Source organism: Pseudomonas fluorescens, from assembly GCF_902498195.1.
In the GTDB taxonomy this organism is placed as follows: Bacteria; Pseudomonadota; Gammaproteobacteria; order Pseudomonadales; family Pseudomonadaceae; genus Aquipseudomonas; species Aquipseudomonas fluorescens_BU.
The window spans coordinates 108,046-121,231 of the sequence record NZ_CABVIY010000003.1; the positions used below are offsets into that span (position 1 = coordinate 108,046).

General features: G+C 58.5%; 11 protein-coding genes and 2 pseudogenes. 9 read left to right on the forward strand and 4 right to left on the reverse strand.

All coding sequences use genetic code 11. From position 1 onward, the window contains the following. Positions 1-63 precede the first annotated feature (63 nt). The 4 genes from F8N66_RS11370 to F8N66_RS11390 all read right to left on the reverse strand — a co-directional run bounded on the left by F8N66_RS11370 (position 64) and on the right by F8N66_RS11390 (position 4,095). Positions 64-948 (reverse strand): ABC transporter permease subunit, encoded by an 885-nt coding sequence (locus F8N66_RS11370; protein ID WP_150770261.1) that lies wholly within the window; start codon positions 946-948, stop codon positions 64-66. Continuing rightward, positions 945-1,826, reverse strand: coding sequence for an ABC transporter permease subunit (locus F8N66_RS11375; protein WP_191622996.1), 882 nt, complete (start codon positions 1,824-1,826; stop codon positions 945-947). The genes F8N66_RS11370 and F8N66_RS11375 overlap by 4 nt, the downstream gene beginning before the upstream one ends. 29 nt (positions 1,827-1,855) lie before the next feature. Continuing rightward, positions 1,856-2,998, reverse strand: coding sequence for a polyamine ABC transporter ATP-binding protein (potA, locus tag F8N66_RS11380; RefSeq protein ID WP_150770263.1), 1,143 nt, complete (start codon positions 2,996-2,998; stop codon positions 1,856-1,858). Between the two features lie 335 nt (positions 2,999-3,333). After that, the gene (locus tag F8N66_RS11390; RefSeq protein WP_150770264.1) at positions 3,334-4,095 is read right to left on the reverse strand and encodes a gamma-glutamyl-gamma-aminobutyrate hydrolase family protein; all 762 of its coding nucleotides are present in this window, start codon (positions 4,093-4,095) and stop codon (positions 3,334-3,336) included. A 281-nt stretch (positions 4,096-4,376) separates the two neighbouring features. Here F8N66_RS11390 and F8N66_RS11395 point away from each other — a divergent pair, with 281 nt between their 5' ends. From F8N66_RS11395 to F8N66_RS11440, 9 genes and pseudogenes are all read left to right on the forward strand, one after another. Then, positions 4,377-5,753 (forward strand): glutamine synthetase family protein, encoded by a 1,377-nt coding sequence (locus F8N66_RS11395; protein ID WP_150770265.1) that lies wholly within the window; start codon positions 4,377-4,379, stop codon positions 5,751-5,753. A 180-nt stretch (positions 5,754-5,933) separates the two neighbouring features. Beyond that, complete coding sequence (locus F8N66_RS11405; RefSeq protein WP_150770266.1) at positions 5,934-7,424, forward strand: aldehyde dehydrogenase; 1,491 nt, start codon at positions 5,934-5,936, stop codon at positions 7,422-7,424. Positions 7,425-7,477: 53 nt separating this feature from the next. Further along, positions 7,478-8,761, forward strand: coding sequence for an NAD(P)/FAD-dependent oxidoreductase (locus F8N66_RS11410; protein ID WP_150770267.1), 1,284 nt, complete (start codon positions 7,478-7,480; stop codon positions 8,759-8,761). 271 nt (positions 8,762-9,032) lie between these two features. Beyond that, positions 9,033-9,581 (forward strand): cupin domain-containing protein, encoded by a 549-nt coding sequence (locus F8N66_RS11415; protein ID WP_150770268.1) that lies wholly within the window; start codon positions 9,033-9,035, stop codon positions 9,579-9,581. Positions 9,582-9,696: 115 nt separating this feature from the next. Next, positions 9,697-10,470: a hypothetical protein gene (locus F8N66_RS11420; RefSeq protein ID WP_150770269.1), complete on the forward strand. Its 774-nt coding sequence runs from the start codon at positions 9,697-9,699 to the stop codon at positions 10,468-10,470. 91 nt (positions 10,471-10,561) lie between these two features. Then, positions 10,562-10,740, forward strand: a pseudogene (locus tag F8N66_RS11425) (cupin domain-containing protein); the annotation flags it as partial. A gap of 88 nt (positions 10,741-10,828) precedes the next feature. Next, positions 10,829-11,374, forward strand: a pseudogene (locus F8N66_RS31705) (nucleotidyltransferase family protein); the annotation flags it as partial. Positions 11,375-11,726: 352 nt separating this feature from the next. Then, positions 11,727-12,278: a thioesterase II family protein gene (locus F8N66_RS11435; protein WP_191622975.1), complete on the forward strand. Its 552-nt coding sequence runs from the start codon at positions 11,727-11,729 to the stop codon at positions 12,276-12,278. After that, complete coding sequence (locus tag F8N66_RS11440) at positions 12,268-13,185, forward strand: serine hydrolase (protein ID WP_150770271.1); 918 nt, start codon at positions 12,268-12,270, stop codon at positions 13,183-13,185. The genes F8N66_RS11435 and F8N66_RS11440 overlap by 11 nt, the downstream gene beginning before the upstream one ends. The last annotated feature ends 1 nt before the right edge of the window (position 13,186 follow it).

Genomic DNA, 13,186 nt, shown 5'->3' on the forward strand with positions numbered 1-13,186 from the left:
TAAAACCAGGATCAAAAGATCGCAGCCTGCGGCAGCTCCTACACAGTTAAGCCAGCGGCGGCATTACGCCGTCGCTCCTGCCATGTGCTTTTTCGGTTGTTGCCAGGATTCGCTCGCCGTCTGGTCCATCGCTTCCTGGATCGCCCGCTTGCGGCTGGCTTCGGCACGGCGGCTGAAGTACCAGACCATGAAGGTCACGATCGACACTGCCAGCAGAATCAGGCTGGCCACGGCGTTGATCTCCGGCTTCACGCCCAGGCGCACCGCCGAGAACACTTCCATCGGCAGGGTCGTGGAACCCGGACCCGAGACGAAGCTCGCCAGCACCAGGTCATCCAGCGACAAGGCAAACGACATCATGCCGCCGGCCGCCAGTGACGGCGCGATCATCGGGATGGTGATCAGGAAAAACACTTTGAACGGCTTGGCGCCAAGGTCCATGGCCGCTTCTTCGATGGACAGGTCCAGCTCGCGAAGGCGGGCGGAGACTACCACTGCCACGTAGGCGGCACAAAACGTGGTGTGGGCGATCCAGATCGTCACGATCCCGCGTTCCATCGGCCAGCCGATCAGTTGCGCCATGGCCACGAACAGCAGCAATAGCGACAGACCGGTGATCACTTCGGGCATCACCAGCGGCGCGGTCACCAGGCCACCGAACAAGGTGCGACCCTTGAAGCGCGTGACGCGGGTCAGCACGAACGCGGCCAGCGTTCCCAGAGCGACTGCCGCAATCGCCGTGTAGCAGGCGATTTCCAGCGAGCGCACCACCGAACCCATCAGTTGCGAGTTGTCGAGCAGGCCGGCGTACCACTTGAACGACCAGCCGCCCCACACCGTCACCAGCTTGGAGGCGTTGAACGAGTAGATCACCAGGATCAGCATCGGCAGGTAGATGAACGACAAGCCGGCCCACAGCATCATTTTCGAGAAACCGAAACGCTTCATCCCCGTGCCTCCATTTCTTTGGCCTGGCTGCGGTTGAACAGCAGAATCGGCACAATCAGGATCAACAGCATCACCACCGCCAGGGCGGACGCCACCGGCCAGTCGCGGTTATTGAAGAACTCTTGCCACAGCACGCGACCGATCATCAGGGTCTCCGGGCCGCCCAGCAGTTCCGGAATCACGAACTCGCCCACCACCGGAATGAACACCAGCATGCAACCGGCGATGATCCCGTTCTTGGCCAGCGGCACGGTGATTTTCCAGAAACTGTTGAAGGTGCTCGAACCCAGGTCCGACGCTGCTTCCAGCAGGCTCTGATCGTGCTTCACCAGGTTGGCGTACAGCGGCAGGATCATGAACGGCAAGTAAGCGTAAACAACCCCTATATAGACGGCGGTGTTGGTGTTGAGGATCTCGATCGGACGATCGATCAACCCGGTCCACATCAGGAAGCCGTTGAGCAGGCCGTTGTTGCTGAGGATACCCATCCACGCATACACGCGGATCAGGATCGCGGTCCAGGTCGGCATCATGATCAGCAGCATCAGCACGTTTTGCGCTTCCTTGCTGGCCTTGGTGATGGCGTAGGCCATCGGGAAACCGATCACCAGGCACATCAAGGTACTGAACAGCGCGACCTTCAACGAACCGAGGTACGCCGACAGGTACAGTTCATCTTCGCCCAGCAAGGTGTAGTTGCCGATGTTGAGCAGCAGGTTGAATTTCTGCTCGGCGTAGGTGTAGATCTCCGAGTAGGGCGGAATGGCCAGGGCCGCTTCCGAGAAGCTGATCTTCATCACCAGGAAGAACGGCAGCATGAAGAACAGGCACAGCCACAGGAACGGAATGCCGATGACGATCTTGCGACCGCTGGGCACCAGGCGCAGGAATTGCTGATTGAAGGTTCTCATGCTCGCAGTACCACGCCGCTGTCGTCTTCCCACCACACGTAGACCTGGTCGTCCCAGGTCGGACGGGCGCCACGGCGTTCGGCGTTGGCCATGAACGACTGCACGACTTTGCCGCCCGGCAGCTCGACGTAGAACACCGAGTGACCGCCGAGGTAGGCGATGTCATGCACCTTGCCGCTGGACCAGTTGTAGCGGGTGTCGGGCCTGGTGGTGCTGACCAGCAGTTTTTCCGGGCGGATCGCGTAGGTGATCGACTTGTCCTGCACCGAGGTGCTGACGCCGTGACCGACGTAGATTTTCTGCTCCAGGTCCGGGCTATGGATGATCGCGTGGCCTTCCAGGTCCTCGACCACGGTGCCGTCGAAGGCATTCACGTTGCCGATGAACTCGCAGACCATGCGGCTGACCGGTGCTTCATAAATGTCGACCGGGCTGCCGATCTGGGCGATCCAGCCCAGGTGCATGATGGCGATGCGCTGGGCCATGGTCATGGCCTCTTCCTGGTCGTGGGTCACCATGACGCAGGTCACGCCGACGCGCTCGATGATTTCCACCAGCTCCAGCTGCATTTGCGAACGCAGCTTTTTATCCAGCGCGCCCATGGGCTCGTCGAGCAACAGCAGTTTTGGCCGCTTGGCCAGCGAGCGGGCCAGGGCCACGCGCTGGCGCTGGCCGCCGGACAACTGATGGGGTTTGCGCTTGGCGTACTGGGTCATGTGCACCAGGCGCAGCATTTCCTGGACGCGGGCGTCGATTTCAGCGGCGGGCAAACGGTCCTGCTTGAGACCGAAGGCGATGTTCTGCGCCACGGTCATGTGCGGGAACAGGGCATAGGACTGAAACATCATGTTGATCGGCCGCTCGTACGGCGGCATGTCGGTGATGTCCACGCCATCGAGCAGAATCCGCCCTTCGGTCGGGCGCTCGAAGCCGGCGAGCATGCGCAGCAGCGTCGATTTACCGGAACCGGAACCACCGAGCAGGGCGAAGATTTCACCCTGATGGATTTCCAGGGACACATCGTCCACGGCGGTGGTTTCGTCGAATTTCTTGGTGACGCGATCGACCTTCACCAGCACCTTTTTCGGTGCCTGGTGACCTTCAATAGCCTTCCTGTAGATGCTGGAGGCGTTTGCCATGTGAAACTCCCAACAGGTTTCAGTCGTCGGGCCAACGCGGCCTGACTTAATAGTTGATTGCAAACCCGAGCGGTCAGCTGGTCGCGATCCCTGTAGGAGCTGCCGCAGGCTGCGATCTTTTGACTTTGCTTTTCAAAATCAAGATCAAAAGATCGCAGCCTGCGGCAGCTCCTACCGGGGATTGCGCTGCATCCACCATCCGGGTTTATCCGGTGCCGCCTTCCTGGCTGCGGTACTTGTTGTTATTGCAGTGTGTTGTTGTCGTGAGGGACGGGCGCGCAGAGGCACGCCCGCCTGGCTCACGGGGGCAGTCAATGGGTTGATCGGGTTTTACGTCAGCGCGAATTGCGCAGCGCCGCCCTCTGCCGGCACGCCTGGCCGAACGCCTGGAAAATGCTCAGGTAGGGCGGATTGTCCAGGACCTGCCATTCCGGGTGCCATTGCACGCCGAGGGCGAAAGCCTTGCTGTTCTCCACCGACACCGCCTCGATCAGGCCATCGGGCGCGACGGCTTCGGCGCGCAGGCCGGGAGCGAGGCGGTCGATGCCCTGGCTGTGGATCGAATTGACCTGGAACACCGAGGGCAAATCCAGCGCTTCGAAGACACCGCCAGGCTGCACGTCCACCGCATGGGCGGGAGCGTATTGCACGGCCAGGTCCGGATGGTTGGCTTCGCGATGATCGAGGAAGCCGGGCAGCTCATGGACCTTCTGGTGCAGGCTGCCACCGAACGCCACGTTCATCTCCTGAAAGCCGCGGCAGATGCCGAGCACCGGAACGCCAGCGGCAATCGCCGCGCGGATCAGGGGAAGGGTGGTGCGATCCCGTTGGGGATCGTGTTCGGTGCCGGGCGCGCTGTCGGGGCCCTGGTAGTGGAAGGGTTCCACGTTCGAAGGCGAGCCGGTCAGCAACAGACCGTCGAGCTGCGGCAGCAGATCCTCGATTTCGGTCAGTTCGGCCAGGGAAGGAATGACGACGGGCAACCCCAGTGCCGCAACGCTGACAGCACGCAAGTACTTGTCGCCGCTGACATGGTAGGGGTGCAGGCCAATCTGTTTGACGCATGCAGTAACGCCGATCAATGGCTTGAATGCCATTTTTATCACCTCGAAGTTTCACACTTGAACGAGCTTTTCCGCAGCTTAGCTTTGTTGATTTTAATTAACAACTCTCATGTCAAAAATTCTAAACGCCACACGTCTGAAGTTCAGGATTTACGTGTGTTTCAGGGCGTTTCTGGCACTCTCGTGCCTCTGAGAGGCCCGAAAATAAACGCTCAAAGGCTGAGTGTTCACTATTGACTTCACTTTGCCTTTCGGATTGACTGGCTACGTGAAAGGGCAGTGAACATAATAATTAACAGCTAAATAGGTGCATCATGTCGGTCCCTCTGCGTACCGTTCAACTCAACGAAGCAAACGCATTCCTTAAGAAATATCCTGAGGTTTTGTACGTCGACCTTCTGATTGCGGATATGAACGGTGTGGTGCGCGGCAAGCGCATCGAACGCACCAGTCTTCATAAGGTTTACGAGAAAGGCATCAACCTGCCGGCGTCCTTGTTTGCTCTGGACATCAACGGCTCCACGGTGGAAAGCACCGGCCTGGGTCTGGACATCGGCGACTCCGACCGGATCTGCTACCCGATCCCCGGCACCCTGAGCATCGAGCCCTGGCAAAAGCGCCCGACCGCGCAACTGCTGATGACCATGCACGAACTGGAAGGCCAGCCATTCTTCGCCGACCCGCGTGAAGTGCTGGCCAATGTGGTGCGCAAGTTCGACGAGCTGGGCCTGACCATCTGCGCCGCGTTCGAACTGGAGTTCTACCTGATCGACCAGGACAACGTGAACGGTCGTCCGCAATCGCCACGTTCGCCGGTCTCCGGCAAGCGTCCGATGTCGACCCAGGTGTACCTGATCGACGATCTCGACGAATACGTCGACTGCCTGCAAGACATCCTCGAAGGCGCGAAAGAGCAGGGCATCCCGGCTGATGCCATCGTCAAGGAAAGTGCCCCGGCGCAGTTCGAAGTCAACCTGCACCACGTGTCCGACCCTATAAAGGCCTGCGACTACGCCGTCCTGCTCAAGCGTCTGGTGAAAAACATCGCCTACGACCACGAGATGGACACCACCTTCATGGCCAAGCCGTATCCGGGCCAGGCGGGTAACGGTCTGCACGTGCACATCTCGATTCTCGACAAGGAAGGCAACAACATCTTTGCCAGCGAGGATCCCGAGCAGAACGCCGCGCTGCGTCACGCGATCGGCGGTGTGCTCGAGACCCTGCCGGCGCAGATGGCGTTCCTCTGCCCGAACGTCAACTCCTACCGTCGTTTCGGCGCCCAGTTCTACGTGCCGAACTCGCCGAGCTGGGGCATCGACAACCGTACCGTGGCGGTCCGCGTGCCGACCGGTTCGCCGGATGCCGTGCGCATCGAGCACCGCGTGGCCGGCGCCGACGCCAACCCGTACCTGCTGATGGCGTCGGTCCTGGCCGGTGTGCACCACGGCCTGACCAACCAGATCGAACCGGGCGCGCCCGTCGAAGGCAACAGCTACGAGCAGAACGAGCAAAGCCTGCCGAACAACCTGCGCGACGCCTTGCGCGAGCTGGACGACAGCGAAGTCATGGCCAAATACATCGACCCGATGTACATCGACGTGTTCGTGGCGTGCAAGGAAAGCGAACTGGCCGAGTTCGAGAACTCCATCTCGGACCTTGAGTACAACTGGTACTTGCATACCGTCTGATGGGCACACCTGACGTGTGAACCATCCTGTAGGAGCTGCCGAAGGCTGCGATCTTTTGACTTTGCTTTTCAAGATCAAAAGATCGCAGCCTTCGGCAGCTCCTACAGGGGATCGGGTTATCAAAATTTGATTGGTGGTGTTCGCCCGCCAGTCACCAATTCCCTGCGTCGAGTCACAACCATGACAATCACTCGCAGCGACTGGGAGCAACGCTTCCAGTCCCTCAACATCGAAAGCCGTGCCTTCATCGACGGTCAATATTGCCCGGCCGCCAGCGGTGCGACGTTCGAATGCGTCAGCCCGGTGGACGGCCGTTTCCTGGCCAACGTCGCCAGCACTGACGAAGCCGACGCCAACACTGCCGTCGCCGTCGCCCACCGTACCTTCGAGTCCGGCGTCTGGGCCAACCTGGCCCCGGCCGAACGCAAGCGCGTGCTAATCCGCTTCGCCGACCTGATCCTGGAAAACCGCGAAGAACTGGCGTTGCTCGAAACCCTGGACATGGGCAAGCCCATCAGCGACTCGATGAACGTCGACATCCCGGCGACCGCCAACGCGATCCGCTGGACCGCCGAAGCCATCGACAAGATCTACGACGAAGTTGCCGCCACGCCCCGCGATCAGCTGGGTCTGGTGACCCGCGAGCCGGCCGGTGTAGTCGCCGCCATCGTGCCGTGGAACTTCCCGTTGATCATGGCCAGCTGGAAATTCGCCCCGGCGCTGGCCGCGGGCAACTCGTTCATCCTCAAGCCTTCGGAAAAGTCGCCGCTGACCGCGATCCGCATTGCGCAGCTGGCACTCGACGCCGGTATCCCCAAAGGCGTGTTCAACGTGCTGCCGGGCTACGGTCACACCGTCGGCAAGGCGCTGGCGCTGCACATGGACGTCGACGTATTGGCGTTCACCGGCTCCACGGCGATTGCCAAGCAACTGATGATCTACGCCGGGCAAAGCAACATGAAACGCGTCTGGCTCGAAGCCGGCGGCAAGAGCCCGCACGTGGTGTTTGCCGACGCGCCGGACCTGCGCGTGGCGGCCCAGGCCGCCGCCAGCGGCATCGCCTTCAACCAGGGCGAAGTCTGCACCGCCGGCTCGCGCCTGCTGGTGGAACGGTCGATCCGCGACCAGTTCATCCCGCTGCTGGTGGAAGCCCTGCAAGCGTGGAAACCGGGGCACGCGCTGGATCCGGCGACCACCGTCGGCGCCGTCGTCGACCAGCGTCAACTGGACAACGTGTTGCGCTACATCGACATCGGCAAGGAGCAGGGCGCCGAACTGATCGCCGGTGGCCAGCGCACCCTTGAAGACACCGGTGGCCTGTACGTGGAACCGGCGATTTTCGACGGCGTGACCAACGCCATGACCATCGCCCGGGAAGAGATCTTCGGTCCGGTCCTGTCGCTGATCACCTTCGACACCGCTGAAGAAGCGCTGGCGATTGCCAACGACAGCATCTTCGGCCTGGCGGCAGGCGTGTGGACCAGCAACCTGAGCAAGGCCCACACCTTCGCCCGTGGCTTGCGCGCCGGCAGCGTCTGGGTCAACCAGTACGACGGCGGCGACATGACCGCGCCGTTCGGTGGCTACAAGCAGTCGGGCAACGGTCGCGACAAATCGCTGCACGCGTTCGACAAGTACACCGAGCTCAAGGCGACCTGGATCAAGCTCTAACAACTATAAAAGCGGCGGCCGCCGGTTGTGACCGGCGGTCATCGGAGAATCCTATGAAACAATCCCATGTAAACAGTTACTACGCCGCCACCCGCAACTTCACCGGCGATTTCCCGGTGCTTGAAGAGCTGGTGGAATGCGACGTCTGCGTGATCGGCGCCGGCTACACCGGCCTGTCCTCGGCACTGTTCCTGGCCGAAGCGGGCTACAGCGTCACCGTGCTGGAAGCGGCCAAAGTCGGCTTCGGCGCGAGCGGTCGTAATGGCGGTCAACTGGTCAACTCCTATAGCCGCGACGTCGACGTCATCGAAGAGCGCTATGGCGACAGGACCGCCGAAGTGCTGGGCAGCATGATCTTCGAAGGCGCCGACATCATTCGCCAGCGCATACAGCACTACGACATCCAGTGCGACTACCGTCCGGGCGGCATCTTCGCGGCGCTGAACAAGAAGCAGTTCAAGGGCCTGGCCGAGCAGAAGAAAAGCTGGGAACGCTACGGCAACAAGAACCTGACCCTGCTCAGCGAGTCGGACATCAAGCGCGAAGTGGGGTGCGACAACTACGTCGGTGGCCTGCTGGACATGCAGGGCGGGCACATTCACCCGCTGAACCTGGCGCTGGGTGAGGCGTCGGCGATCATCGGCCTGGGCGGTAAGATTTTCGAACAGTCGGCGGCGGTGGAAATCACCTACGGCGAACCGATCACCGTGCGCACCGCCAAAGGCGTGGTCCGGGCCAAGTACCTGCTGATCGCCGGTAACGCCTACCTGCCGCAGGGCCTCGACAACCGCGTGACCAGCAAAAGCATGCCCTGCGGTTCGCAAATCGTCGTCACCGAGCCGTTGTCGAAAGAACAGGCCAGGAGCCTGATCACCCACAACTACTGCGTCGAAGATTGCAACTACCTGCTCGACTACTTCCGCCTGACCGCCGACAACCGCCTGCTCTACGGCGGTGGCGTGGTCTACGGCGCCCGCGAGCCGGACGACATCGAACAACTGATCCGCCCGAAAATCCTCAAGACCTTCCCGCAATTGAAGGACGTGAAGATCGACTACCGCTGGACCGGCAACTTCCTGCTGACCATGTCGCGCATGCCGCAATTCGGCCGTATCGAGAAAAACGCCTACTACATGCAAGGCTACAGCGGCCACGGCGTCACTTGCTCGCACCTGGCGGGCAAACTGATCTCGGAAATGATCCGCGGCGACGCCGAACGCTTCGACGCGTTTGCCTCCCTGCCACACATGCCGATGATCGGCGGGCGCACGTTCTCCGCACCGCTCACCGCCATGGGCGCCGTGTACTACTCGCTGCGCGACCGTTTCGGGATCTAGGCTTTACCTCGCCGGCGGCCGTCCCCGAGAAGGCCGCCAGCGTTTTATGCCGCAACTGGCAACACGTACCCCCTGTAGGAGCTGCCGAAGGCTGCGATCTTTTGATGTTGATCTAAAAAATCAAAAGATCGCAGCCTTCGGCAGCTCCTACAGCAACACCAACAAACGTGATTTAATAGCCGCCTTTCACGTTTCCGGGACCGGAAAACGGCGTGATCCGCGCCTGCACTCCACCCCCATTACCCTTAAGTACCAAGCACATAAGGCTGTCATGGATACGGGCTCACGACTCAAATTAGTACGCGAAAGCTACAAACTGTCCCAGCGCGAGCTGGCCAGGCGTAGTGGCGTCACCAATGCCACCATCTCGCTGATCGAGCAGAACCGCGTCAGCCCATCGGTCAGTTCCCTGAAAAAACTGCTCGAAGGCATCCCCATGTCCCTGGCGGACTTCTTCACCTTCGACCAGCCGCCACGCGAACACCAATACGTCTTCCGCGCCAGCGAACAACCCGACCTCGGTCGCCACGGCCTGCGCCTGCTGCTGATCGGCGCTTCCGTCCCGAGCCGGCAAATGCGTTTGTTGCGCGAGCAATACGCGCCGGGCGCCAGCTCCGGTGAAGAACCGATCGTGCATTCGGAAGGGGAAGAGTGCGGGTTAGTGACGCGCGGCACGGTCGAATTGACGGTGGACGGGCAGGTGAGTGTGCTCGGTGCCGGAGACGGGTATTACTTTCCGACGACGTTGCCGCACAAGTTTCGCAATATCGGCCAGGATGAGGCGGAGATCATCAGCGCGAACACACCGGCGAACTTCTGAGGTTGGGTTGGGTTGGTTTGGGCTATTGCTTAATCAGATAAGTTGCGAAAGTAAAGCCTAGTGCATTGCGCGTACGTGGATTTTATGTGGGACTTATTTAGCTAAAGGGGCTTCCATGTTTGAGCAAGTGTTTGGGTCGATAAGAAGTCAAATTGATGAACGGTTATCAAATCCGCTCGCCGGAAGTTTTCTCCTTTCTTGGTGCTTGTGGAACTATAAGTTTTTCGTCATTCTTTTTTCGGCGGAAGGTGTGGCAAAAACCTTTGAACTTATAGATGCTATTGTGTTTCCAGATGCGCAGAGTGTACTGTTAAAAGGCTTTTTTTGCCCGTTGATAACATCTGTTCTGTATATATTTATTTATCCCTATCCTGCAAAATATGTTTATGAGTTTTCTCGGACAAGACAAAGAGAAATTGCGGAAATTAAAAGAAGAATCGAGGAAGAGACTCCGCTGACAATAGAGGAGTCCAGAAGGATTAGGTCTGAGTTGGCGAGAATTGAGGCGGAGTATGAAGAGCGATTAGATAAAAAAGATAGAGAAATTGAGCGGCTGAAATCACAAGTTGCCAATGCTAGTCCTGATGTATCGGATTTGGAGGTAGAAGTTCCTTCTGATAAATTTGCCTCTATTGAACCGAGTCAGCTTAATATTCTGCGTCTTATTGAGAAGCTTGATGGAAAAGGGCCAGAAAAAACCGTAATAAAAAATAATGCTCACTCGCAAACAAAAACTGAGTTTGATCTCGGTGAGTTGGTGCGCAAAAAATTACTTGAGCGAAGCTATAGAGGTGGGATTAGTGATTATGTCTACACTTTTACCCATGAAGGGCGTAGTTATCTTTTAGCCCATTCAGATGAGTCTGACAAAGCTTTTGAAAAAGTATAAGTTCCACGGCTCATTATCTAGGGTCAAAAAAGAGTCAGGCCAACTTTCATTCTTTAGTTCAAGTCGGTAAATGGGTTTGTTGCGCGAGTAATACGCATCGGGCGCGAGTATCGGGGAAGAGCCGATCATGGCTTTAAAGGCGAGGAGTGCGGGCTTGTGACACTTGTCAAGGTTGAGCTCACCGTTGATGGGCAGATTAGCGTGCTCAATGCGGGCGATTGCTATTACTTCCCGACGACGTTGCCGCACCGGTTTCGCAATATTGGGTAGGATGAGGCGGAGATTATCAGCGCGAACATGCCGACGAACTTCTGATAGCACTCCGTCCCCGGACTGCAGTGCCTTTCAAGGAATGAACATGCCATTGACCGCCGAAGAGTTGGTCAGGATCGCAATGACCAACCCGATCAACGCAGCCATCACCTCACGCCTGCCATCACTGGGCCTTGATCAATGCATGCTCACCGCCGGCTGCCTGTTCCAGGCCGTGTGGAATCAGCAGTCGCACCGGTCGGCCGACTGGGGCATCAAGGATTACGACATTTTCTACTTCGACAGGGACCTGTCATGGGAAGCCGAGAACGAAGTGATCCAGTCGGCCCGGCACCTGTTCCAGGATCTGGACGCCAATATAGAAATCCGCAACCAGGCCCGCGTACACCTCTGGTACGGCCAGCGCTTTGGCAAGCCCTACCCCGAGCTCCAGTGCGCCAAAGACGGCATTGATCGCTACCTGATTGCGGGTAACCAAGGACGGGCGATCGACAGTGTTTTCAATTTCTCTTCGGCCACTTCGATTCTGGGTAATGGCGGACAGTCGACGTATGGTGCGGCCAGCGCCTTTCTTGACGCCGCCCATGAGGCATTGTTCCCCCAGGCGGCCAGGGTACTGACGGTCAATTGGGGGGTGTGGGGCGATGTCGGAAAACTGCGCGATAACTACCAGCGAATGCAGGTACTTAAAGCCAGTGGCTTGAACAGCCACAACAGTGAGCAGGGTTTGCTTTTTATCCGCCAGTTACTAGCCGGCCCATCCTGTATCGCTGGCTTCATGAATATTGACGCCAAGGTACTGGGCGAAAGATCTTGGGTTTGTGCACGGTTCCTGGAGCAGTTGGTGAAGTTTCGGCGTTTTCCGGGATGGCGCACGACACTTACTTTTCGGACTTGGGAATCAACTTCCTCAACTATCGCCACAGCACTGAGGTGCGCAGGATACATCGGCATTGGTCACCCGCGACGGACTGATCGACTACTTGCTGGCCCACTACGCTCGATGGTGCGTCCCCCCCTTCGCACTCTTCGGCCACAGTCTGGGCGGGCGTATCGCGTTTGAGTTCCAGTGGGTGCTGGAACAAACGCGGGGGCTCAAAGCCGTGCGCTTGTTCGTCAGCGGATGCCTGGAACCTGAACGGTTTGCCGAGGCCATGCGTATCCGCGAGCGGGATCTGAGCGATTCAACCTTATTGCGGGTGCTAGCAGGTCTGGGGGGAACACCACCGGAATTGATGGCCAATCCGGCACTGATGGACGCGGCACTGCCTATGATCAGGGCCGATTTTCAGTTGGCTATAAACCTTTCGAAAAGCGCCGTCACTCCTGTTTCCGTGCCTATCGATCTGTTGCTGGGCAGCCAGGACAAGGTCACCAGTCTCTTCGAAGACTATCCAGGCTGGACACGTCATACCTCCCGTGGATGCCAGGTGTCAGTCATTGAGGGGGATCATTTTTTTATTCGTTCCCAAGCAATATCGGTCGCCAGACTGGTGGGGCAAAAACTGCAGGAGTTTGCATTGAATGAGGGTTGAACCTGAGGTGCAGGATTGGTTGGACAGCGGTGGTTGGCCATTGCATGTTATCGGTCAGCGGATGATCGAACGGGCACAACATGAGCCGGCCTGTTCCTACCGCTGGTGCATTTACGATGTGCTTCGCGGCACTCGTCATGCGTTCAATGAGCACGCCCGTGTTCCCGCCTCTAGTACCCGCAAGCTTTACATCTTGGTTGCAGTGCTGCTGCTGATTGAACATGGAGAGCTGGCGCTGAGCGACAGCGTCTTGGTGGATAACCAGAAAGCAGGCGATCAACGTTGTGGCGGGCTTTGGTTGCTGGACAGCCCTCGGGCATTCACCGTGGCGGAACTGCTCAAGTTGATGATGGGATTAAGTGACAACGTTGCGACGTTTTATCTTGTGGACCAGCTCGGTCTTGAGCGTCTGAACGCGTTGTCGACTCTATTGGGGCTGTCCGGGACCAGGCATTTGTCGGCGGTGCCGAGTCAGGCGTTGACTGCCGATCATCCACTGAGCGCCGTCAATACAACCACAGCGTCGGATCTGGTGACGGCCCTGTCGATACTAGTCGAGGGTGCAAACAGCCGCTTACCTGCCGGTGGGGCTTTTATCCGCCGGGAGTTATGCGAGTTTGGCCTGAACTGCATGCGCGCACAGCAGGACACCACTGCCATCAGGAGTTGGCTCACTGATGTGGACCAGGTTGGTGACAAACATGGTATCGGCTACCGCAATTACAACAACGTCGGTTACCTGGCCCCCGAAGGCGCAGTGAAGATCATTTTTTCGATCGTCGTCGACGACTTGCATCTCATTGAAGGCACCATGCCGGCTTTTGCACATGCTAGGGATTTCATCGCCCTGTTTTCCCGTCTACTGGATGACAGCATCAAGCTTAAAGACCCCTATAAGGAGCTTTGAA